The organism is Maribacter aquimarinus, assembly GCF_047345505.1.
GTDB lineage: Bacteria > Bacteroidota > Bacteroidia > Flavobacteriales > Flavobacteriaceae > Maribacter.
Genome location: NZ_JBLFEO010000005.1, coordinates 1 through 24118 on the forward strand (window position 1 = coordinate 1; position 24118 = coordinate 24118).

General features: G+C 39.5%; 16 protein-coding genes and 1 tRNA gene. 3 read left to right on the top strand and 14 right to left on the bottom strand.

Annotated features, from left to right (window positions below; all coding sequences use genetic code 11):
* Positions 1–493: 493 nt before the first annotated feature.
* Positions 494–1921, bottom strand: coding sequence for an ATP-binding protein (locus tag ACKWCC_RS04850; protein WP_413994788.1), 1428 nt, complete (start codon positions 1919–1921; stop codon positions 494–496).
* Positions 1922–2346: 425 nt separating this feature from the next.
* Between ACKWCC_RS04850 and rnhA the strand changes: the two genes are divergently transcribed.
* Both rnhA and ACKWCC_RS04860 read left to right on the top strand, forming a co-directional pair.
* Entirely contained in the window at positions 2347–3063 is a 717-nt protein-coding gene (gene rnhA, locus ACKWCC_RS04855) for a ribonuclease HI (protein ID WP_413994789.1), read from the top strand.
* On the top strand, positions 3029–5236 hold the full coding sequence (locus ACKWCC_RS04860) for a UvrD-helicase domain-containing protein (protein WP_413994790.1): 2208 nt from the start codon (positions 3029–3031) through the stop codon (positions 5234–5236). Before rnhA ends, ACKWCC_RS04860 begins: the two co-directional genes overlap by 35 nt.
* A 535-nt stretch (positions 5237–5771) precedes the next feature.
* Here ACKWCC_RS04860 and ACKWCC_RS04865 read toward each other — a convergent pair.
* A tRNA-Asp gene (locus tag ACKWCC_RS04865) sits at positions 5772–5855 on the bottom strand.
* A gap of 109 nt (positions 5856–5964) precedes the next feature.
* On the opposite strand from ACKWCC_RS04865, the gene ACKWCC_RS04870 reads away from it, so the two are divergent.
* Positions 5965–7191: a phage integrase SAM-like domain-containing protein gene (locus ACKWCC_RS04870; RefSeq protein ID WP_413994791.1), complete on the top strand. Its 1227-nt coding sequence runs from the start codon at positions 5965–5967 to the stop codon at positions 7189–7191.
* 402 nt (positions 7192–7593) lie between these two features.
* Here the strand turns inward: ACKWCC_RS04870 and ACKWCC_RS04875 are convergent, their stop codons facing one another.
* The 12 genes from ACKWCC_RS04875 to ACKWCC_RS04930 form a co-directional block, all read right to left on the bottom strand.
* Positions 7594–9558, bottom strand: a complete 1965-nt coding sequence (locus ACKWCC_RS04875; protein ID WP_413994792.1) for a heavy metal translocating P-type ATPase — start codon at positions 9556–9558, stop codon at positions 7594–7596.
* Positions 9558–9929, bottom strand: coding sequence for a DUF3703 domain-containing protein (locus tag ACKWCC_RS04880; protein ID WP_413994793.1), 372 nt, complete (start codon positions 9927–9929; stop codon positions 9558–9560). Before ACKWCC_RS04880 ends, ACKWCC_RS04875 begins: the two co-directional genes overlap by 1 nt.
* Before the next feature lie 55 nt (positions 9930–9984).
* Positions 9985–10401: a Fur family transcriptional regulator gene (locus ACKWCC_RS04885; protein ID WP_413994794.1), complete on the bottom strand. Its 417-nt coding sequence runs from the start codon at positions 10399–10401 to the stop codon at positions 9985–9987.
* 11 nt (positions 10402–10412) lie between these two features.
* Complete coding sequence (locus ACKWCC_RS04890; protein WP_413994795.1) at positions 10413–12593, bottom strand: TonB-dependent receptor; 2181 nt, start codon at positions 12591–12593, stop codon at positions 10413–10415.
* 61 nt (positions 12594–12654) lie between these two features.
* The gene (locus ACKWCC_RS04895) at positions 12655–12972 is read right to left on the bottom strand and encodes a DUF6660 family protein (protein ID WP_413994796.1); all 318 of its coding nucleotides are present in this window, start codon (positions 12970–12972) and stop codon (positions 12655–12657) included.
* Between the two features lie 52 nt (positions 12973–13024).
* A complete protein-coding gene (locus ACKWCC_RS04900) occupies positions 13025–14797 on the bottom strand; it encodes an efflux RND transporter periplasmic adaptor subunit (RefSeq protein ID WP_413994797.1) in 1773 nt (590 codons plus the stop codon).
* A 6-nt stretch (positions 14798–14803) separates the two neighbouring features.
* The gene (locus ACKWCC_RS04905; protein ID WP_413994798.1) at positions 14804–15283 is read right to left on the bottom strand and encodes a DUF305 domain-containing protein; all 480 of its coding nucleotides are present in this window, start codon (positions 15281–15283) and stop codon (positions 14804–14806) included.
* A gap of 23 nt (positions 15284–15306) precedes the next feature.
* Positions 15307–17808: a heavy metal translocating P-type ATPase gene (locus ACKWCC_RS04910; RefSeq protein WP_413994799.1), complete on the bottom strand. Its 2502-nt coding sequence runs from the start codon at positions 17806–17808 to the stop codon at positions 15307–15309.
* A 4-nt stretch (positions 17809–17812) separates the two neighbouring features.
* On the bottom strand, positions 17813–18535 hold the full coding sequence (locus tag ACKWCC_RS04915) for an acetolactate decarboxylase (RefSeq protein WP_413994800.1): 723 nt from the start codon (positions 18533–18535) through the stop codon (positions 17813–17815).
* Between the two features lie 6 nt (positions 18536–18541).
* Positions 18542–19057, bottom strand: a complete 516-nt coding sequence (locus tag ACKWCC_RS04920) for a DUF3347 domain-containing protein (protein WP_413994801.1) — start codon at positions 19055–19057, stop codon at positions 18542–18544.
* A gap of 15 nt (positions 19058–19072) precedes the next feature.
* Positions 19073–20293, bottom strand: coding sequence for a TolC family protein (locus tag ACKWCC_RS04925; protein ID WP_413994802.1), 1221 nt, complete (start codon positions 20291–20293; stop codon positions 19073–19075).
* Positions 20290–24036, bottom strand: coding sequence for an efflux RND transporter permease subunit (locus tag ACKWCC_RS04930; protein ID WP_413994803.1), 3747 nt, complete (start codon positions 24034–24036; stop codon positions 20290–20292). The genes ACKWCC_RS04925 and ACKWCC_RS04930 overlap by 4 nt, the downstream gene beginning before the upstream one ends.
* Positions 24037–24118 lie beyond the last annotated feature (82 nt).

A 24118-nucleotide genomic window follows, 5' to 3' on the forward strand; every position in this document is an offset into this window, starting at 1 on the left:
ATGAAAAAAAAAATTAAAAATAAACGTTAACTTCAGCACCAAAATGAGTCGATCTCGTGCACTTGATTTGCACTGCTCATTTTCATCCGCCGCAGGTGGTATACATTGACCGCCCTATCCAATAGTCCCAGTTTTGCGAATTTTTTGCCTTAGCGCAAGCAGTTAGAAAAAGAACAAGCCTTTCTTTTACTCCATCAGTTACTCCCGCAATTGATGCCTTATTAGCTCCACTAGTACCTCCATGATCGACTCCACGAACAGGAATAGGGATTATGGTTTTGAATGTAGCTCCTTCAATAAATTGAGGATTATTTTTACCCGAATAGGCTTTGATATACTTATTCACATGGAGGATTCCCGAGTCTAATTCATCAAATCGGACCAGTTCCATAAAGAACTTGGCAATTGAAGGGTTTTTGGGAAATGGCGAAAAGTCAGTCGGAGTCAAGGGGCCTTCTCCGTGCGGATTGTTCGCATTCTCGGTTTTTGAAATCTATTTCTTCTTATCCAATGTGTTCTTGCCAACATTATAAGCATAGGTGGCACAAGGTACATATTGTAAGGTTACGCCTTGAAATTCCTTTTGGGTTTTGACATCGATAGTGGTTGCCAATGCGGATGTTAGCTTATTCCAATTACAGAAATCAATAAGGCTTTTTAACTCGCTAGGTTTTTCTTCATATCTATTGCTCCATTTTATTTCCAATGCCCAAATAGGTTTTAAGGTGCCATCATCGATTCCCACCATATCTACTTCCCCTTTTCCCCAACGGGCATAATACGGATTGAACCAATCACGGTGCATCCACTGTGAGTAAATAGCGGTTTCTACCAAGTTGCCCATGCGCTTTTCGTTGGTAATGGCCAAGGGCGTGAATAGCGCGGCGTACAAAGACGGGTTTGAGAGGTACATTTTAAACTTTACCTCTCTTTTGAAACGTTTCCCGCTCTGATCTACCCTACTGATTTTCTTGACCAAAAATGCTGATTCCAAATATTCAATATACCTTTTTATAAGATGTTTTTTTACACCAGAAGTTCTACTCAATTCTTCATATTCAAATTCATGAGCCGTATTAAAACAAATAGTGGTAAAGAGCCTGTTTAGTTCTTGCACGTCCTTAATACCGTACAAACTTGGTAGATCGCGCAACAGTACTTTATCCACAATATCCTGTTTTATATAGCGTCCTGGATTTTTTTGCATTTGAGGCGAGAAGATAATCTCGGGATACCCTCCAAAGTTGATATACTTCACAAAATGTTCGTTCAATAATTGTGTGTTTACCGTATCATAAAAGGGTTTTTCCTTCCCTTTCCACAGTAAATTGCTCTCTACCATTAAGTGCTGTAGATTGTTTATATGTATGTATTCGTAGAAGGTGAGGGGTGGTAATAAGAAATCTGTAAAACGCCCTGCGCCGCTCTCATTGCTTTTAAATTTTAAGGCAGCGGCGGCACTACCAGATACTATAAATTTTGTGCCGCGATAACTGTCCACCAGTGTTTTTAGATGAATTTCCCAATCTTTCAAATACTGGATTTCGTCAAAAAATACAAAGCAGTCTTTAGGGTTTTGATTGCCGATGGCTTCCAAAGCATATTTGAAAAGCTCCTCTAAAGCAATATTGGTATAAATGGGATTTTCTACCGTAATGAAAATAATCTTTTGGGCGGGTACCCCTTCATCCAACAACTCCTGAATGGTGTGGTGCAACATTACGGTTTTTCCTACCCTTCTTGGTCCCATTAGCACAACGGCCCTGTTGATGGACTGGTCAAATACCATAGGTTTGAAAATATCAAAGTACAATCGGCGTTGCATCGCATTGTAATCTTCTTCAATGCCATTGTTGCGCCACCAGTAATTTTCAAACTGGATGCGCTCTAAAACCTGAGATTTAGATATTTTTTCAATCATTATTTCCTTACTTTGTTCAAAAATAATAAAATAAGTAATATTTTTTATCTTAATTTATACAAAATAGACTTGATAAGGAAATTACTCGATGTTTTTTCGCTTAGTTCGTAGTTTACTTTATCCAACGGTTTCGTGTTAGATTTTTCCTGCAATCGAAAAATTGCCCTATTTTAGAACGCTGAACCCCACTACCGACCATTAATGATATTCAACGAAGACTCCAGGGTAAAAATACCTTCCATACTACATCTTATTAAACTGGGGTACAACTATTTGTCTCTATCCGAACAAACATGGGATGAATCAACGAATATTTTTACAGCTATTTTTAAGGGAAGTATTCAACGGTTAAATCCAGAATTGGATGCAGATGCTATTTCCCGATTGTATGCGGAAGTTTCGCTTTGTCTAAAAAGCTAATAAACTTGGAAAACAAAGAAATACCGGAAATAGAACTTTTTACCGATGGCGGAGCAGAACCCAACCCTGGCAAAGGTGGGTTTGGTGTAATTCTCAGTTACAAGGGAAGGCAAAAAGAATTCTTTGAAGGTTACGAGTTCACCACCAATAATAGAATGGAGTTGATGGCCGTAATCTTTGGTCTGGAAAAAATAAAAACCAAGGCAGCGGTCACGGTGTTTTCAGATTCTAAATACGTGATAGATGGTATAGAAAAAGGTTGGGCAGAAAATTGGGAACGAAACAATTGGATTCGTAGAAAGGGTAATTTAGTACTCAATAAAGACCTATGGGAAAGGTTGTTGGATGTCATAGATAAACATATAGTCACTTTTAACTGGATAAAAGGGCACGCTGGCCATAGACAGAATGAACGTTGTGATGCTTTGGCTAAAGAAGGTATTAACTCAGACAGTAAAAATACCGATGAAGGATACCTGGAATACTTGGAGCATATAGACTGGTACCAAGAAAAGAAAATAGAAAAGGAGGGTGACTTATGCAGAAAATGCAATACAGCCGTTATAAAAAAGAGTCCAAAGAAAAGAAAGATAAAACCAGGTCAAAATTATTATTTTGAGTATTATCTATTTTGCCCAAATTGTAAAGCCATGTATATGGTGAATGGGGCAAAAAGAGAAGTGTCAGATGGCGACACTTTATTTTCGGCCTCAAATTATTAAAGATTACTTAATGAAAAACCTTTCAACCAAAACAGATTTATCCACATTAAACGATAAGCAACGTGCGGCTGTACTATCCGAATGTAATCGTCTGCTTGTTTTGGCAGGTGCAGGTTCAGGAAAAACCAAAACCTTACTGCATAAAATTAATTATCTGGTAGAGGATAAGCTGGTAGATGCCAAAAACATTCTTGCAGTAACTTTTACTAAAAATGCAGCCCATGAGATGCTTGATAGGTTGATTGTGTCTGCAGACAACACGGGTTACTATGAAAAATTTCTGCAGACTAAAGGCAGTTCCATAACTGAAAAAAGTAAAGCACGCCAATCGTTTTTAAAAAAATTTCCATGGTTGGATAAATTAACCGTTAAAACTATACATAGTCTGTGTTATCAAATCATAAAAACTGATGGGGTACATGTATTTGACAATAAATTTAAAATAGTAGCCGACCAAAAATCAAGTAGTGAATTTTATGGAAGTACTGCACAAGAGACCGTTAGTCAAATCATTGAGAAGGTCACGATTAATTTGTCTAATGATAAGATGTTTCTATTGAAATTGAAACGATACATTTTAGATTATTTTGTAGACTTCATTCACCAGCATAAAGAACAAGAGGAATTTAGGCCCAAAGGTAAATTCTTTACAAGTTTAAAGGGAGATAAAGTTCGTTCAAAATCTGAGCAATATATTGCAGATTGGCTTTATCGAAATAGTATTGACTATGTGTACGAACCAGAGGTAAAAGTTGGGAGCTCGGCGTTCCATCCAGATTTTTTTATTCCCCAAGCAAATATTTATTTAGAACACATAAGCGCTAAAAGTTATCCGTCTTTTTGGAAAGAGGGCAAAATGAAGATCGCCGGTAATACTTGTATAAAAACTTACGATGATGCCACCCATAACTCCGCAGTATTCAATAAGGTTTTAGATCGGGTAATTAAAGGTAGGATCAGTGCTGATTTAAGTTCAGCAACAGTTCTTCATTACGACGAAGAGTTCTCAAATTTCAGAAAAGAAATAAAAAGCTTTTATAGGGAGGTAAATGAGGTAAGGAACAAAATTGTGACCTCAGAAAAGTCTGTAGAACAGATTATAAAAGAGGCTTCGGAAAGTGATTTTGAAAGAGTTCGTATGTTCTACGAACTTGCAATACCTATTATAAATGAATTCAATGGTTATTGCACCAATAGGTCATATTTGGATTTTGATGGGTTATTGACCAAGAGTATTCAATTGTTACAAGAGTACCCAAACATTCGTGAACGATATCAGGATAGATATAAATACATTTTGGTAGATGAGTTTCAGGATGTAAATAATCTACAGGTAAAATTGCTTAATCTACTTTCAAAAGAGTCAACACAACTATTTTGTGTTGGCGATGATTGGCAGAGCATATACGGTTTTCGAGGGTCTGAAATAGCCTATATAGTAGATTTTAAAGAACATTTTGCTGATTCTGAATTACTAACGCTCAATTTAAATTACAGAAGTACAGACCCTATTGTTAGCGCATCTACGGAGGCTATCAAGAAAAATAAGTTTCAAATACCAAAAGAAATAAAAGCGGTTAAGCGAGGTGGACAAAAGATTAAAATCTTTTATGAAGAACAAGACGGTCATTCACACGCCTTTATTCGGGAAACAATAGAAAAACACATTGGCGAAGGTATAAATCCAGAAGATATTTTAGTGCTTTATAGAAGGTCGGCGATGGCATCAAATTTAAGGCAAGCTTTAAAATATAGCGGTCACAAAATTCAATTTAAAACTATCCATGGCGCAAAAGGATTAGAGGCTAAGGTGGTGTTTATTTTAGGATTGCACTCTAATAAGGGAGGATTTCCCGATCCTTGGCTACAAGATAAAATTTACCAAGTCATAAAACCTACGGATTACGATTATTTGCTGGAAGAGGAACGAAGGCTATTCTATGTAGCTCTGACAAGAGCAGAGGAATACCTTTATTTGATATCTCAAAAAGGAGCAATTTCTGATTTTATTAGGGATATCCCAACGGAGTTTATTTATCAAGAACAAGCTGAAAATGATTTTACCGGCAATAGCGTAGTACTTTGTTCTAGTTGCGAGTCTAAAATAGAAGATCATTATAGGTTCTGTCCAGAATGTGGAAGCTCAATAGTTGAAGAAACTATAGAGTCTTAAAGTTTAGCTGAGAAACAAAGAATGGCAAAGTATAAGTAATTTACCCACTACTTATATGGCATCGGCAAACCTGATATGGGACAGAGGCAAGAAGGGATAGCGTGTCAAATTGATGTAGGGGTCTAATTGGCTAAGACAAGTAGAAATTAGCAATGTTCTGATATTGAGTATGGACAATTATTGCCTAAACACATCAGTTATGCGAAATACCCGAAGACAACTCGGGGTAGGTTGGTATATGAGCTGAATAAATCTTCTCATCGGCTCACGGAAGAGGAGATGATACTGCACTGTGTTAAAAAATGAATTTTTTGGAAAAGGTGGTTTAAAGCGGAACCAAGTTTTACAGCACTTGGCAATATAATAATATGAGAGTAGAGAAGTCCTGTAAAATGCTGCAAAGAAGTAAAAAAGGGGCAAAAATGCAGCACGAACGCAGCACGCTGATCAACTTTTGTTTGACATTGATATTTTTATAACAATGACGGTCAGTTAGTTACAATAAAAAAAGCCCCTAAAATAGAGGCTTTTGCGGTCTGGACGGGACTCGAACCCGCGACCCCCTGCGTGACAGGCAGATTTTAATTAAATTCATATGAATTAAAAAACCAATAAATACGGGGGTTTTCAGCGATTATTTGTATCTTTAAGTACATTTAAGACCATAAAAAACCATATTCTACGTGCAAACTACGTGCACATTTGTACGTAGTTTTTAATATCACAAGATGGCTACCTATATAAAACTCTCATTGGACACTCGGAGGAAAGATACTAAAACCTTTCCTTTAATCTTTAGATTAAGCCATAATCAGAAAACTACGAGCATCTCTACAGGGCATAAATTAGCAGCTTCCGAATGGGACGATAAAAGGCAAAAGATAAGACCATCCTTCAAAGGCACAGAATCACCTTCACGTTTGAACAATCTATTACAAAAGAAAATGGCGCGTATGGTGGATATCCTTACGAAATTGGAAGATGGTGACAAATTGAAATATATGAGCGTGTCCGAAGTTAGGAGCCATATTACCCGCACTACCAAAAAGGTTACTTTTTATCAGTTTGCCGAAAAGCAGATAGCCGACCTGATCAAAGCGAACCGTATTGGAAATGCAAGGGCCTACAAACATGCTTTAAAAGCGGTTAAGAATTTTAGAAACGACAAGGATTTTACATTCGATGAACTGAACCTAGATTTCCTTAACCGATTTGAAAAGCATCATTTGGCCAAGGGCAACAAATTGGGTGGCCTAAGTGTTTATTTGAGAACTGTAAGGGCAATCAACCGAAAAGCTATCAAAGCAGGGATTGCCGATAAAGAAGGTTATGCTTTTGATGACTATGTCATTCGAAACGGAAAGCCTGAAAAACGAGCTCTTCCTATTGATGCTATCCGTAAAATAGCTGAACTTGATTTGGAAAAGGATACCGCCCTGTTCAGGGACAGAAACATTTTTATAATGAGCTTCCTGCTCAACGGCATGTCCTACGTAGATATGGCCCATCTCAAGCTTTCCAATATCGTTGATGGTCGCATCCGATATTCAAGAAAGAAGACAGATGAACCCTATAACATAAAAATCCATGACCAACTCAAACCTTTGCTGACCTATTTTACCAAAGGCAAGAAAAGAAGCGACTACTTGTTGGGTGTTGTCAAGAGCGAAAATCCTATTGAAAGCTACAATCAAATCGTTTGGGCAAGAAAGCGGTATAACGATAATTTGAAAAAACTGGCCGAGCTAGCGGGAATTCAAGAAAATATTACGAGCTACGCTGCACGCCATTCATTTGCTTCCGGTGCCAATGAAATGGGAATTCCTCTTACAGCTATTTCTCAAATGTTAGGGCATAAGCGAATAAGCACAACACAAGCGTATTTAGCAAATTTGAGGAAAAGTAAAATGGATGAGTACCAAAATGAAATTTTCGGACAACTTTCAGAAAAATGAATTTATTAATTTCCTTTCAAATAACACCCGAATCTATCGTCTATTCCTTTGAACATTTTTCCGTTCTTCCCAAATCTTACCATAGCTAACCTGCGCGTGGATCCTGCGGAGTTTCTTTAGCGTTCCTGTAGATAAGCGTGAAGAAGAAACTCCGTAGGGCGCAACCGAACCTTTGCTCTGCACACTATCCCTCTTCTCTCCCTATCCACAAAAAAGCACCCGAAGGGTGCTAGAATAAATATCGAATGCGAAATTTTCTTGATGATTTTTAGTTCCCTAAAAAGCTAATTATCGGAACTTCCAAAAAAGAACGGTAAATGGAACAGGCCGCTAAAAACTTTGTTTTTTAATTATGTTGTTCCTTGAAACGGCCCTTTTTTTGAACTGGGTTAAAAACATAAATTACTCCCATTTCATCCTTTGCAACCGAACCGCATTTAAAATAGCAATCAACGCTACACCCACATCGGCAAACACAGCTTCCCACATTGTGGCCAAACCGCCTGCACCAAGAATAAGCACAATTACTTTCACCCCAAATGCCAAGCCAATATTTTGCCAAACAATTTTTCGGGTAGAACGCCCAATTTTAATCGCTCTTGCAATTTTACTAGGTTGGTCGGTTTGGATGATGACATCCGCCGTCTCAATGGCAACATCGCTACCCAAACCACCCATTGCGATACCTACACCACTTGCTGCCAATACAGGCGCATCATTTATACCATCGCCTATAAAAGCTACTTTTATTTCAGGTTGTTTTTTGAGCTCTTCGACCTCGTTCAACTTATCTTCCGGTAGTAGGCCACCTTTTGCCCAATCTATTTTCAATTCTTTAGATACTTGCTGGGTAATGGAATCCTTATCGCCAGAAAGCATTATGATTTTTGAAATACCAGCCTCACGTATTTGGTTAATGGCTTGGTGGGCATCTTCCTTCAGCTCATCGGCAATGGTCACGTAACCTGCAAACTTTCCATCAATGGCAACCATTACTATGGATTCTACAATGCTATCAGTTTCAGAAGGAACTTCGATGTTATTCGAGGTCATTAAAGCTTTGTTACCGACCAAAATAGTTTTACCACTAACCGTTCCTTTTAATCCTTTTCCGGCGACTTCGGAAACTTCGGATGCTTCCAGGTCGGCACCATCTGCTTTATATTCCAAAATTGCCTTTGCAATGGGATGTGTGGATTGCTCTTCCATTGCCATTAGGTATTGCATAAATTCCGCTTCCGCGAAAGCGGATTTATTGACTACTTCCTTAATCTTAAAGACCCCTTTGGTAACAGTTCCAGTTTTGTCCATTACTACTGTATTTACTTTGGTCATTGCATCCAAGAAGGATGCGCCCTTGAATAAAATACCGTTACGTGATGCTGCACCCAGACCGCCGAAATAGCCCAAAGGAATGGAAATGACCAATGCACAGGGACAGGAAATAACTAAGAAAATTAATGCTCTGTACAACCAATCACGAAACACATAATCATCTACAAAAAAATAAGGAAGAAATGTCAGACCAATAGCCAGAAATACAACGATAGGTGTATAAACCCTTGCAAACTTTCTGATGAACAATTCAGTCTTTGATTTACGGGCGGTGGCATTCTGCACCATATCCAGAATACGGGCAATGGAACTGTCCTTAAATTCTTTGGTGGTTTCAACTTCGATGACACCATCGAGATTGATGCTTCCCGCAAAAACCTTTTCGCCTTTCGCAATGGTATCGGGCTTGCTTTCACCTGTCAAAGCTGCTGTATTAAACGACCCTTTATCTGAAAGTAAAATACCATCGAGTGGTACTTTTTCACCCACCCGAACCTGAATTTTCTCGCCAATCTCGACGGTTTCAGGATTGACAGAGACAAAATCATTATCTCGATAGACCAATGCTTCATTAGGGCGCACGTCGAGTAACGCTTTAATATTTCTTTTGGCGCGATTGACCGCTGCGTTTTGAAACAGTTCGCCTACGGCGTAGAAAAGCATCACCGCCACACCTTCGGGATATTCACCTATGGCAAATGCCCCTAAGGTGGCAATTGACATCAAGAAAAACTCCGTAAAGAAATCGCCTTTTAGAATACTGTTCCAACCTTCCTTGATAACGGGAAACCCTACGGGAATGTACGCTATAGCATACCAAACGATTCTGACCCATCCCTTAAACAATGATATGGCATCGAAGTAATCAACGGCAATACCCGCAATCAGCAGTACAAAACTGAATATCGCCGGTAAATAGGTTTTAAAATCACTCCCATTTCCGTGGTCGTGGTTATGCCCGTCATCGTGACTGTGCTCGCCCTGATGCTTTTTAGGATCTAAATCGCGTAAGTTTACTTTTTTCTTTTTCATCATCGAGTTTCGTAAAGCCCTAAAATTTCTTCCAATTCAACCGGAAGTTTCATTCTTGTTAAAGGCGGGACATTTGAGCCGCCTGTATTTCCGATTGGTACATGGTCAATGAACGATTTCCAACCGCCGACTAGTAATCGTAGTAATTGTCCGAATACTTCTTTTAAGTTTTTCTGTCTGAAACCAAATTTTAGCATGAGCCAATGGGAATATGTATGCTCCAAAGGATAAGATTGCCCCAGCACATGCGAACGCTCAAGATGATGCCATGCCATCGATGAATCGTTCTTTTGAAGGCATGAACGATACTGTTCAAGTTCCATTAGGTAATGCCTTTTAAGTCCATCGGGAATAACCGTATTGAATTTCATTGGTCGTTCTTTTTTGTTGCAAGGTATGTCATGCAACCATGCAACGGAAGTGCATTTATTCCCCGCTGCACTTATCGCATACGCCCTTTAAGACCAAATTGGCATCTTCGGCAACAAAGCCATCCGGCAAGTTGATATGTGGAATTTTCCGTTCGGTCAGACATACGGTCTCACCACAATTCACACAGTGAAAATGAAGGTGTAGATCTCGTTCCAATTCACAATTGCAGCCTTCCTCGCATAACGCATACTTGGTCATGCCCGTGCCATCATCTATCTGATGCACTATGGCTTTATCTTCAAAGGTCTTAAGAGTTCTGTACAAAGTGGTCCTATCCGCCTTTGCAAAGGCGTTTTCGATGTCCGATAGGGTTTTGGTGGTTTCGCTTTCTGCCAAGAACCGGAAGACCAACAAACGCATTGCCGTAGGACGGACCCCTTTCTCTTCCATAAATTTATCTGCTTGTATCATGTAATTGTCAGTTAATCATTGTCTTCGTTTCCAAGTGGTTTAAAAATAAGGCCTACGCTAAAGATAAACCCATCCGTTGGGGCATAGATTTCAGGAAAGGTAGGATTTGCGTGCGGTGGTAGTACCAAAGGAGAGAAACGGCTCTGCCTCCTGTCCGTGAAATTTTCAAAATTAATGAATGTGCTTCCCCATTTAAAGTTGCGCATCATCAATAATCCCATCGTCACAAAATCCATAGTTTCAGTTCCATTGGAGAGCAGTTGCTTTCCAGTATAATAGGTTTCATAACCTATTCGCCATTTTTCCGATTCATACATCAAAACACTCCCTGCGTTGTGTTTGGCCGTCAACGGTTTTTGGGGATTGCTTGGCAAATAGTTCAATCTCGTATCGATAAGCGCATAATTTAAGAACCATCGAAAATCCTTGTAAGTAAATTTGATGTTCGTCTCCGCGCCCTTGCTCAAAATTTCCCCGGTCGCATTCTCGAACTCAAACAAACCATTGTCCAATGAATTAAGCAACAGGCCGTTTCTGATAGCGGTCAAATAGAACAATTGGTTGACCGAAAAGCCCAGCTCGTCCGATAATCGTGTTTGATAATTAAAATCAAGGTTCAGACCGTACGACCTTTCGGCTTTCATAGTTTCCCTATCAATGGGAAGTACATCCCTGAAATTGATGAACTCCGCTTCTTCCGTAAAAATATCAGGGATTTTATACCCTAGCCCACCACCGAGCCTACTTGAAAAACTAGTGTTTGATTTATACAACAAGGAGACCCTTGGGAGTGGAAAGAATCCCCAATCCTTGGCATAATCCGTGCGAAGGCCTGTTTCAAGGATCCATCGCTCTGAGAGGTCAAAGATACTTTTTGCGAACAGTCCGTATGTAATATCGCGTTGATCTCGTTCAACGGGATTCTCCATTTCATCAAATGATGTAGTATAAAGGTTGGCTCCCAAGACCCAATCTGATCCTAGCCCCTGTTTCTGATATGAGGCCTCCGTAAAGGTGTTCCATTGCGTTCCTTTGAAAGAAAGGTCAGGAATTTCAAGACTTCTATCAAAGAAGGCGACACTGTTCTTGACCGATATGGTTTGGGTCGAATCCAAACGGGTTTCAAAGACAGCTTGTGTGCTAATTCGTTTGGACAAGTTTTCTTCGGTGTACTGATGGATTCCATTTTCACCCTCTTCAATCTTCGTAATATCACCACCCCGTCTATCATCATAGGTTCCGTTAACACCAAACCAAACTGTTGTATTGTCGGAAGGATAATAGAATAATTTGGGATTGAAACTTAAGGAACGGGTACGAGGTAGGTTACTGAATCCGTCATCCTCTGGGTCAAAGACTTTTTGTAAATGACCGGAGCCGTAAAGTGTCCACCCCCATTTGTTGTTTCGTTGGCTATAAAAAATATTGGCCGTGCTTCCCAATGCTTGGGTCTGTGTAAGCATGATATCCAGTTCTGGATTTTCATTGGGCGTTTTGGACACCATATTGACCAAACCTGCTATGGCTCCACCACCGTATAATGTGGAGGAACTTCCCTTTACGATTTCAAATTGTCTCAAATCCAATGGTGGTATTTGTAGAATGCTCAAACCGCTTGAAAAACCTCCGTAAAGTGGAAAACCATCCCGTAGGAGTTGGGTATAGCGACCATCCAAACCCTGTATTCGAATATTGGTGTTGGCACTGCTCAACGAGGTCTGTTGCATTTGAATTCCCGTACTTTCCCGGAGTACCATGGAAATATTCGTTGGGTTCATCATCGCCTTTTCCCCTAATTCCTCGACCCCGATATATTCTATTCGTGTCGGTATCCTTTTTATGGTACGGGTGCTTCTTGAGGACTGGACTACCACTTCATCCAAAGCGTTTGCACTTTCCCTCAGATAAAAGACCAACTCTTCCTCCATAGGCACGACAATGTTGGTTTTCAAAGTCTCAAAGCCCAAGTACGAGATTTGAAGACTATATTGACCATCGGGCACGTCCTCCAATAAGACTACACCATCAAAATTGGATGTTGCCCCTTTGTTTAGGCTCTCAATGTAGACCGTCGCTCCAAATAAGGGTTCTTTTTCTTCTGCTGTAAAAATCTTGATTTCCAGATTATTTTGTGCATAACTGAATACACAGGAAATGAGCATAAGCCAAAGGCCTATTGCATATTTGTTCATAGTAATTTGAATTGGAATTGACTAAATTTTTCGGAGAGCGATGATGTCATCGCATAGGTAACTAGCCAATAATCTTGGGAGGTTGAAAGAGCGTAAAAACTGGGTCTTCGCTTACGCTTTCAAAATGGGAGAAACTTTCTTGAACAACTGTGGGTTCGATAGGCTCAAAAATGTCCAAACCAAAAACAAGGGTATGGGAATGACAGCAATGGCACTGACAAAAAGGCGAGCAAAGTTCGCAATCACCGTGATCCTGGTTATGGTCTAAATCCACTTGGAACTCGGTAGTTACCGAATCGGAAATTTCACCATCATCCCCGCAAGGCATTACATTAAGTGCCAAAAAATATAGGGATAGTATGATCGCTAAAAATCTCACATTGCAAAGATAAACGATTTATGATGCAACTGGATTGCAAAAATGAGTATCATTATTGCAACGAATCAATCACACTTCCACATGTTAACATTTGTTCACCGTAATATGGGTTGCTGATTGCTTTATCCTTGCTTATCCAGAATGCCCCTTTGTTATTATTAGCCATTGGGCATTTTTGAATATATACCTTCTGATTTAACCCCTGAATAGTCCTAACAATCGGCACAAAATTTTGGTTCAAAACCACAAAATGGTCACGCTGATTTTCAATGTCATCACTTTCAGAAATAGACATTAACATTTTTTTGATTTTGGAAATGTGGGCTTGTTCCATTCTACCCAAATCTGAATCAGAAATAGATTTTAATACCCCTAAAGTTTCCTTTGAGAAAGTAGAGACTTGTTCAGCATCACTAGCCACAAAGGCATCTTTCATTCTAAGATAAGGCGTTAAAGCAGACTGAAATGCAGCTTGAACTGTTTCTGGAAGTTCCATTTTCATTGTTGAACTACTAGTGGTTTCACTACCTGTATTCTGCATACCTAAGTGTCCTTCGTGTCCTGTCATTGTTTTTCCACCTGATTTATTCATCATTGATTTCTTGCCCTGCAATTGAGCAGCTGCATCCACCGTGAAAGTCCCATTAGTTACTATTTCATCGCCTTCTTGTAATCCGGATGCAACCATAAAAATATCACCAACTCGATTGCCGAGCGTTACTTCCCGCATTTCAAAAATGGGTTCATTTGGATTTGTCTTGATGTAAACTAATGAGCGTTCGCCCGTCCACAAAACCGCACTCGCTGGAATACTAAGTTGTGCTTCTGAGCTATTCGATTTACTTTTTATTCTACCTGTGACAAACATCCCAGGCTTAAAAAGGCCTTTATTGTTTTTCAAATTGGCCCGAACTACGACCGTTCTCGTTTGAGTATTCAGAACAGGGTCTATAAATGAAACCTTGGCATCAAATACCTCGTTGGGATAAGCATTAGTTGTAACCTTGATTTTTTGGCCTTTCTTAAATTCCGAAATCTGGTTTTCATAAGCATCAAATTCAGCCCATACCGAATTTAGATTGCTCACCTTTACGATGGGTTGCCCTTGCTTTACGTAATCGCCTTCAGAAGCCATCTTTTCAGATACCGTACCGCTAACCGTTGCGTATATGGGAAAGTTTTCTCTAACCTTCCCCGATTCTTCGATACTATTAATTTGGCTTTCCGATAGCTTCCAAAGTTTAAGTTTATTGCGTACCGCTTTATATAATTCTGGTTGTGATGCTTTAAGGGAAGCTGCGGTTATCAATTCTTGCTGAGTCGCTACTAAATTTGGCGCATAGATGGTTGCTAAAAGTTGTCCTTTCCTTACTTCCTGACCCTCAAAGTTGACATTGAGCCGTTCAATCCTACCATCAAAATAACTCGCTTGAATGGCGTTTTCCTCTTCATTCATTTTGATTTTTCCTGAAAGCGAAATCATATTCTCGCTGTCTTCTGATGCATTGCCTACAATAGTCGTTTGGATGTTTGCCAATGCCATTGCATTTTTTGTCATCTTTATTTCATTCATTGCTAAACCATCTGCGCTTGATTTCGCTGGAATTAAATCCATACCGCATATAGGACAGTCGCCTGGTTCTGGTTGCATAATTTGTGGATGCATAGAGCACGTCCACATTTGTTCAGCACTTTCATCTGAATGGTCGTGTGTTTCGGTCATCGCCGCCCCGTCTTTTTCGGTAGAATTACCACCAAAAATGAGCCACCCACCAAACAGTCCTATGACAGCTGCGATACCGATGTATAAAATGTTTTTGTTCATATCAAATTATTTATTTTCTAATCGTTCAATCATCTGCTTCATTTCTTCAATTTCCTTCTTTTGTGCCTTGATGATATCCTTTGCAAGCTTCTTTACTTCAGGGTCTTTAATATCGGCACGCTCACTAGTTAATATTGCTATGGAATGGTGTGGAATCATCGCCTTCATCCAGAGAACATCCCCAACTGTTGTCTTTTGTTCTCTTACTAAAGTCAAAGCCCCAACAAATAGGACTAGGCTGCCTACCAAAATGGCAATATTCTTCTTTTTATCGGTATACATATTGCGCATAAAAAACCACATTATTACGGCCATTGTAGCAATGCCAAGACAGACCATATAAAAACGGGTCAAGCTGAAAAATACGTGGTCTAACGAGTAGGTGTTTAGATACATTGTAACGTACATTGCAACAAAAGAGCACGCCAGCATTATGTAAAAAGTTTTATAGTTCCCTTTGTTTGAATCGTGTTTTGAATCTTCCATATTACTTTTGTTTTTAGTGTTAACTATATAATTGATTTTGTTCTTAATCTTAGTGCATTGGCGATTACCGAAACGGAACTGAAACTCATTGCCAAAGCCGCAATCATTGGGGATAATAGGATTCCAAAAAATGGGTAAAGCAAGCCAGCTGCTATTGGTATGCCCAGCGTATTGTAAATGAGTGCAAAAAACAGATTTTGCTTGATGTTCCTCATAACAACATCGCTTAGATTTCTGGCTTTCACAATGCCGTGTAAGTCACCTTTTACTAATGTTAGAGCAGCACTCTCTATTGCTACATCCGTTCCCGTTCCCATTGCTATACCAACATCACTTTTTGCCAATGCAGGGGCATCGTTTATACCATCGCCGGCCATTGCGACTACGTGTCCATTATTCTGCAATTTTTCAACTTCCCGTAATTTGTTTTCGGGTAGCATTCCTGCTTTAAAATCAGCAAGATTAAGTTCAGTTGCAACGGCTTGAGAGGTATCGTGATTATCGCCTGTGAGCATTATGACATTAATATTTTTATCTTGTAATGCTTTTATAGCCTTAGCACTTGTTTTCTTTATTTTATCGCCTATAACAACATATCCAGCTACTTTCCCATCTATGGCCATATAGGAAACTGTCTTCCCTTGTTTTTGATAAGTTTGAGCCTCATTTTCCATAGCCTCTGAAAGTTTCGCATTTGCTACTTCCATCATTTTAGTATTGCCCAAAGACAGTTCTTTTCCATTGACCTTTCCTTCAACACCCTTACCAGTTACAGCATTGAAACCAGTCGCTTTTAGAAATTCAGTTTGTTGTTCCCTTCCGTATTTAACTGTTGCTTCAGCGAGTGGATGCTCACTTTGGCTGTTCAGGGAAACGATATATTGTAGTACTTCATTTTCAGTAAAGCCATTATCAAAAGCCCCAACTTTTTCAACTGTCGGTTTACCTTCCGTAATTGTTCCCGTTTTGTCAACAATGAGTGTATCTACCTTGTCCATCTTTTCGAGGGCTTCAGCATTTTTGATTAGCACCCCATTTTGTGCGCCTTTACCAACACCTACCATTACGGACATTGGTGTGGCAAGACCCAAAGCACAAGGACAAGCGATTATTAATACAGCGATGGCATTGACCAAAGCATAAACATAGGCTGGCTCTGGTCCCCAAATTGCCCAGACCGCAAAGGTTATCAGGGCAATTATGACCACAACTGGTACAAAATATCCCGAAACCTTATCTGCCAAATTCTGGATGGGCGCACGGCTGCGACTAGCATCGTTTACCATATGGATGATTTGGGATAATAGCGTGTCTGAACCAACTTTTTCAGCTTTCATTAAAAAGGACTGATTTCCATTGATTGTTCCGCTACTGACCTTATCGTCTACGATTTTGTTTACGGGAATCGGTTCGCCTGAAATCATTGATTCGTCAACCGAAGTTTCCCCTTCGGTCAAAACACCATCCACAGGAATCTTATCGCCCGGCTTAACTCTTAGAATGTCGCCTAATTCAATGTCATCGATACTCACTTCTTTTTCTTCGCCATCGACTATTTTAATAGCTTTATTAGGTGCTAACTTCAATAGTTCTTTTACTGCGGAATTGGTCTTGCTGTGAGCACGAGCTTCAAGTAACTGCCCCAAAAGGACTAAAGTGAGGATTACAGTAGCGGCTTCAAAATAGACGTGCACCGTACCTGCTTCGGTCTTAAATTGGTCTGGGAAAAAGTCAGGGGTAAGCATACCTATTACACTAAATAACCAAGCTACACCAGCACCGATTCCAATGAGTGTAAACATATTGAGATTCCAAGTTTTAATACTGCGGTAGGCACGTTCAAAGAACATCCAAGTAGCATAAAACACGACTGGAATGGAAAGCACAAACTGAATCCAATTCCAATACTTCAGTTCCAGAATATCATATAATGGATTATTGGTCAGCATTTCGGACATTGCAATCAAAAAGATGGGCAATGTAAATGCCACGGCAACCCAAAACTTTTTAAGTAGTTTTCTATAGGTCTTTTCCTCTGCGGACATATCGGGTTCCATCGGCACTAAATCCATCCCGCAAATTGGACAGCTTCCAGCTTCATCCTTTACGATTTCGGGATGCATAGGACACGTATATTGAGTAGCTGAAGAATTGGATAGATTTTGTTCTTCGACCAAATCCATTCCACAAACAGGGCAATCACCTGGTTTGGCATAAGTTTTGTCGCCTTCGCAATGCATCGGGCAATAGAACGTTCCTGTTCCTTGGCTCTTCGGTGCCTTCTCTTTTTTATCGACAACCTTATGATGTTCGCCTGGTTTGTGAATACTGTATGAGTCCCCATCTTTCTTCAGAGCCTCTTGAAACGTATCTATGGAAATATGGGATTCCATTTCGATGACCGCTTCCGATTTCTCTAAGTTGACGGATGCATTTGTTACGCCATCAACATTTTGTAATACGTTCTCGACGTGGGTTCTACAACCGTTACAGGTCATCCCGTGTATGTGATATGTATGTTTCATTTTTTTAGCCTTTTGGTAATTTCAATATCATATCAGTACCCAATATTAATTCATCAACGTGTCCGGCCAATTCTTCATTTTGACTTTTAAAATGCATATGCAAAAAGGTAGTATGATGAGTAAATACCGCTTGATGCGATTTGGAAAAGAAACCTATAATTTCAACTTTCTTATTTTCCTCAACACCATTTAAACCAGATTCCTTATGCTTTTGATGGGTGTGTTCAGTATCGCCATCCTTCCAATTGATGACGTGCCAACTTAATGATTTCGCCTTTCCTTCAATTAAAAACGGAATAGGCTTTTCAGCATCGATGCCTAACTGATTTGCCTGTTTTTCAATAAATGTTTCTAATTTCTTTGAAGAATTAATTGCACTTGGAATTTCAATATTCTGCCAACTGGATATTTCAGCATATACAATGAGCGATGCCTTTTTATCGAAGGTTTTATCAAACACAAGATTTCCAGATTGCACAGTTGAGTTAAATGCCTTGCCGTCAAAAATTTGAATCTCACCTTTCAAATTTTCAAAAGCACCCAATGCATATAAATGAGGCTTTTTTGAAAGCGAGTCCAAATAAGCAGTCGCTTGTAAATTACCAGACATCATTGAGCGCAATGCACCTGAGTATTTTACTTCGGTATTCTGATTGCCTGAATTACAACCAACCACTAATAAGGCAAATGACACTAAGACAAGAATTTGTTCTGATAAACGACCCATAGTTGATTACTTCAAAGTTTCTGTGACTTTACCACATTTCAACATCTTATTCCCGAAGTATGGATTGCGGATTTCCTCTTCTTTAGACAGCCAGTAACCGCCTTTGTTGTTAAAGGCCATTGGGCAAAATTGTTTATAGACCTCACCACTAGAAAGTGATGCAGCTACCACATCAGTCATCTTTTCCGTAACATCGGAAAATATGGTACGTTGTGCTTCGATATCAGTTGTTTCTGAAATTTTAGAGAGCATACCTTTTAGGTCTGCATCATCCGTGTTTTCCATTAACATTTTTGCCCCGGATTGAGCCTCATTGAAATCTGAGTTTACCAATGCAGTTTTTAAATGAATGTAGTGTTGAAATTGTTTTCCAACCTTATCATCATTAAAGATTAATCCAGCTGTCTTGGCAGTCTCAGTAACGAAATCCGAATTTTTATTGTCATTTTTTGTTTCATTTTTACACGAAACCAAACTTGCGATAGCAAGCATTAATACTGTTGTCTTAAATAGTGTTTTCATTGTTATAATTTTAGATTATTGATTTATTAAATAATTGATGACGGCAGATTGTACATAGTACATTTGTACCGACACGATTTGATTAATTTGAAATTTTAGTTGTAATTCCTGTATGTCTAGCACATCGTTAAAATCTATGGTACCCGTTTCGTAATTCTTTATCAGAATTTCTTCAGCATCCTTTGCCTGTTTTAGATTTTTTTCCTGAGTATTGAATTTTATCCGTGCTTGATTACGTTGTGATTTTGCCTTTGCGAAAGCAGTTTCTAACGTATTTAATCGTTCTTTTTTTTGCGATTCTATTTCCTGTTGTCGCAACTTATTTTGCTTAGAAACAGAACTATACTTATTATTGAAAATGGGAATGGAAAGCGTAACCATTGGCATTACTATATCCTTTCCGTTATCGTTAAAGTTCATCGCTGGTCGCTCTGCCACGGGAACATAGTCTAGCCCAAATCCTAGATTTGGCGCACTTTCTTTTTGATTTAAAAGTTCTGATTGCTCTACGGATTTATAGAGTTTGTCGTATTTGAGCAGTTCGGGATTAAGCGTCAATCCTTCATTGCTCAGAATAGGGTCTTCCGTAGGAATCATCATTTCTGTAACAACTTCAACGACTATATCTTCTTTACGATTCAACAGATTATTGAACACAGTTTGTTCTGAGAGATATTCTTCCTGTAAAACTTCCTTTTGTTGTTGCAGTTCATTTTGTCGAATTTGCAAACGTAGCACATCAACAGCCGAAGCTTTTCCAACTTCAACTGATGTCAATGCCAACCGCTCATAGGTTTGCAATAACTGAATATTATTGTCCAATACATTTTGCTTCGCTTTATTAGCATATAAACGGTAATACGATTGTGCAACCGAAAGTGCCAATTTGCGTTTCGCAATGGCAATTTCCACAAATTCCGTTTCTGCCATTGAACTAGCATAATTTTCCCTAGCGGTAATTGTTCCGAACCAAGGCAACATTTGGGATATTGAAAAACGCGCACGTTGCGCACCTGTTCGGGTTTCGGGTTCGCTCACAAAATAACCAGCACTAATTGTAGTGTTGGGCAACGTATTGACTTCACTTGCCTTTTCTCGGGCAATATTATACCGCAATTCATACGCTTGGATATCTGGATTGTTCGCCTCTGCTTCTTGAATATAGGATTGCAGTTCTTGTGCTTTCGCAAAAGCGGAAACAAGCAAAAGACATACTATGATTATTATATTTTTCATTTGCTCGCTTGTTTTAGTTGAAACTCTTTTTTCATACTGAATAGCACAGGAACAACAAACAGCGTAATCAATGCTATAAGCATCCCACCGAAACTTGGTATGGCCATCGGTATCATTATATCGCTTCCTCGACCAGTTGATGTCAAAATGGGCAATAGTGCTAGTATGGTTGTTGCCGTTGTCATCAAGCAAGGACGAATTCGCTTTTCGCCAGCTTCTACTATCGAATCACGAATTTCATTCTTGTTTTCAGGTGTATTTCGGTCAAACGTTTGTGTGAGGTAGGTCGCCATCACAACACCATCATCAGTAGCAATACCAAACAGCGCAATGAATCCTACCCATACTGCTACACTTAGATTTATAGTATGCATCTGAAACAAGTCCCGCAGATTTTCGCCAAAGAAATTGAAGTTTAAAAACCAGTCTTGACCATAGAACCATATCATTAAGAAACCACCTGCGAAGGCAACCGCAATTCCCGTAAATACCATTAAAGATGTAGCTACCGAACGGAATTGGAAATAAAGAATCAAAAAGATAATGACAAGTGCCAATGGAACAACCACGGATAATGTTTTCTCTGCGCGTAATTGATTTTCATACGTTCCCGTAAACTGGTAGTTGATACCTTTTGGAACGGTTAATTCGCCATTATCGATTTTTGCTTTTATTAACGCTTGGGCATTTTCTACGACATCTACTTCGGCAAAACCGTCCAGTTTATCAAAAAGGACATAACCCACTAAAAAGGTATCTTCACTTTTTATAACCTGTGGGCCTTGTTCGTAACGAATATCTACCAACTCACCCAGAGGAACAGGATTTCCTTTTTCCACAGGTACGTAAATATTCTTCAAGTCCGTGGGGTTTTCTCGCAATTCCCGAGGATAGCGTACACGTACCGCATAACGTTCCCGACCTTCCACGGTTTGAGTTAGAGGCATTCCGCCAACGGCTACTTGCAAAATTTCCTGAACCTGCATTATTGAAATACCGTACCGGGCCAGTTGCTCTCTGTCAATATCAATTAGCAAATAAGGCTTACCTACGATTCTGTCTGCAAATACAGCTTGTTCTTTGACCCCTTCAGCCTGTTTAAGAACTGCTTCAAGCTGAAGACCAAAATCTTCGATTTCGCTCAAATTCTGGCCTTTGACTTTAATACCCATCGGCGCTCGCATTCCTGTCTGTAACATCACTAATCTAGTTTCAATGGGCTGTAACTTTGGTGCTGAAGTAATGCCGGGTAGTTTTGTGACCCGAACGATTTCATTCCAGATATCAGCTGGACTTTTGATTTCAGGACGCCAATTTCGATAGTACTCACCATCATCGTCAATAATCAATTCATCTCGTGTAACTGTTGTCTGTAATTGGGATGCTTCATAGTTTTCACCTTCCTCTATTTCATTATTTGGATTGATAATTAACCTACCATTTTTGAGAACAAAAAGACCATCATCATTGACTTTATAACGCTCTCGTTTTCCTTCCGAGTTCATCATATATTCAGACTTGTACTGAATGATATTTTCATACATCGATAGGGGTGCAGGGTCTAGAGCGGATTCCGTTCGTCCAGACTTACCAACGACCGTTTTTATTTCAGGGATAGTGGCGACTGCCATATCCAATTGTTGTAGAATTCGTTTGTTTTCTTCAACCCCTGCGTGTGGTAAAGATGTTGGCATTAACAGGAACGAACCCTCGTTTAATGAAGGCATAAATTCCTTACCTGTATTCTGCATTATAAGAACACCGAATATGATTATAGCCGTTGGTACGGAAAGAAATAGAAATTTATTCCGTAAAGCCCATCTTAAAATTCTTGTATAATATTTGCGGAAGACCCAAAATGTACCTAGTAATCCAAAACAAACAATACTCACAAAAATGAGGTTCATCGCAATGCTTCGGTCAAAGCCCAATGGTCGCCAGTATTCCGCTAATAGGAAAACAATGGCTACCGACGAAATGATGATGTTGACCAAATTTGCCTTCTTTTCGGTCAGCTTTCCTTGTAGTCCAGCAATTCCCGAAGCACCAAAGGCTATCAATATAATACCTAACCAGAACCCATATATCATTGCTATTATACCTGCAATTATCAAAGAAATATTTAGGATATACTTAAATGGATTTTTTAGGCTTTTCTTTCGGAATAAAAAGGCCGCAAATGGTGGGATTAAAAATAGTGCGACGATAATAGATGCCGTGAGTGCCATTGTTTTTGTAAAGGCTAATGGACGGAAAAGTTTCCCTTCGGCACCTACCATTGTAAAGACAGGAATAAAGCTGATAATTGTGGTTAACACCGCTGTAAGGATTGCACCTGATACTTCTGTTGTAGCATTGTAAACTACTGTGTTTATCGGCAGTTTATTTCCTTCGGAATCGGTGTTTTCCATATCCAAATGCCTGATAATATTCTCGGAAAGAATTACGCCCACATCGACCATTGTGCCTATGGCAATAGCGATTCCTGAAAGTGCTACAATGTTTGCATCTACATCGAAAAGTTTCATCGCAATAAAAACCATCAATACCGCAACAGGTAATAGACCAGAAATTAAAACAGAGGCTCGTAGGTTAAAGACCATTATGATAATGACCAGAATTGTAATTAAAATTTCGAGCGTTAACGCTTCATTCAGCGTACCTAAAGTTTCTTGAATGAGTTCGGTTCGGTCATAAAACGGAACTATGGTAACTTGTGAAGTGCGACCATCGGCCAATTCTTTAGAAGGAAGTCCAGCACTTAAATCGTTGATTTGGTCTTTAACGTTGTTAATGACTTCCATAGGATTTGCACCATATCGAGCCACAACCACACCGCCGACAACTTCAGCACCCTCTTTGTCAAGAATACCGCGTCTTGTAGCTGGACCTAAATGGACTTTGCCCACATCCTTTATCCTGATAGAAGTGAATTCTTTAGAGGTAACTACCGCGTTTTCTATATCTTCTATGGACTTTACATAACCTAGACCACGAACCAGATATTCAGCTTGGTTCATTTCCAAAGTCTGAGCACCGATATCCTGATTACTATGTTTAACGGCTTTTACAATATCAGATAGCCCAATGTTGTACTGGCGCATCAATTCTGGATTCACGTCCACTTGATATTCTTGAACATAACCACCAATAGAGGCAACTTCTGAAACACCGCTTGCAGATGACAAGGCATATTTCACGTAATAATCTTGGATGCTACGAAGTTCCTGTAAGTCCCATCCACCTGTAACATTGCCATCCTTATCACGGCCTTCTAATGTGTACCAGAAAATCTGTCCCAATCCCGTGGCATCTGGTCCTAAAGCTGGGTTAACACCATCTGGCAATAGACCGCTTGGAAGTGAGTTGAGTTTTTCAAGAATTCGACTTCGTGACCAGTAGAATTCTATATCTTCTTCAAAAATGATATAGATGCTCGAAAACCCGAACATTGAGGAACTTCTAATGGTTTTTACCCCTGGTATTCCCAATAAGGAAGTGGTAAGCGGATAGGTAATTTGGTCTTCAATATCCTGTGGCGAACGTCCTTGCCATTTGGTAAAGACGATTTGCTGATTTTCGCCAATATCGGGTATGGCATCTACGGCCACAGGGTTACTAGGCAGAATGCCAGTTTCCCAACCAAAAGGTGCATTTACAATACCCCAACCCACAAATAGAGCGAGCATCAGTACCGAAACGAGTTTGTTCTCGATTAAAAATTTTATGCTTTTATTGAGCATATAGAATGATAATTAGACAGTTATACAAAAGCTGGTCTTGATGTAGTTCTGAAAAAAGACCACAACAAAACGAGCCCAAAAC

What these genes read in the sequence shown, in the direction of transcription:
- ACKWCC_RS04930 (WP_413994803.1), bottom strand. Translation starts at nt 24,036, where the DNA reads ATGCTCAATAAAAGCATAAAATTTTTAATCGAGAACAAACTCGTTTCG.
- ACKWCC_RS04925 (WP_413994802.1), bottom strand. Translation starts at nt 20,293, where the DNA reads ATGAAAAATATAATAATCATAGTATGTCTTTTGCTTGTTTCCGCTTTT.
- ACKWCC_RS04905 (WP_413994798.1), bottom strand. Translation starts at nt 15,283, where the DNA reads ATGGAAGATTCAAAACACGATTCAAACAAAGGGAACTATAAAACTTTT.
- ACKWCC_RS04850 (WP_413994788.1), bottom strand. Translation starts at nt 1,921, where the DNA reads ATGATTGAAAAAATATCTAAATCTCAGGTTTTAGAGCGCATCCAGTTT.
- ACKWCC_RS04880 (WP_413994793.1), bottom strand. Translation starts at nt 9,929, where the DNA reads ATGAAATTCAATACGGTTATTCCCGATGGACTTAAAAGGCATTACCTA.
- ACKWCC_RS04900 (WP_413994797.1), bottom strand. Translation starts at nt 14,797, where the DNA reads ATGAACAAAAACATTTTATACATCGGTATCGCAGCTGTCATAGGACTG.
- ACKWCC_RS04920 (WP_413994801.1), bottom strand. Translation starts at nt 19,057, where the DNA reads ATGAAAACACTATTTAAGACAACAGTATTAATGCTTGCTATCGCAAGT.
- ACKWCC_RS04860 (WP_413994790.1), top strand. Translation starts at nt 3,029, where the DNA reads ATGGCGACACTTTATTTTCGGCCTCAAATTATTAAAGATTACTTAATG.
- ACKWCC_RS04885 (WP_413994794.1), bottom strand. Translation starts at nt 10,401, where the DNA reads ATGATACAAGCAGATAAATTTATGGAAGAGAAAGGGGTCCGTCCTACG.
- ACKWCC_RS04875 (WP_413994792.1), bottom strand. Translation starts at nt 9,558, where the DNA reads ATGAAAAAGAAAAAAGTAAACTTACGCGATTTAGATCCTAAAAAGCAT.
- ACKWCC_RS04915 (WP_413994800.1), bottom strand. Translation starts at nt 18,535, where the DNA reads ATGGGTCGTTTATCAGAACAAATTCTTGTCTTAGTGTCATTTGCCTTA.
- ACKWCC_RS04870 (WP_413994791.1), top strand. Translation starts at nt 5,965, where the DNA reads ATGGCTACCTATATAAAACTCTCATTGGACACTCGGAGGAAAGATACT.
- ACKWCC_RS04910 (WP_413994799.1), bottom strand. Translation starts at nt 17,808, where the DNA reads ATGAAACATACATATCACATACACGGGATGACCTGTAACGGTTGTAGA.
- ACKWCC_RS04890 (WP_413994795.1), bottom strand. Translation starts at nt 12,593, where the DNA reads ATGAACAAATATGCAATAGGCCTTTGGCTTATGCTCATTTCCTGTGTA.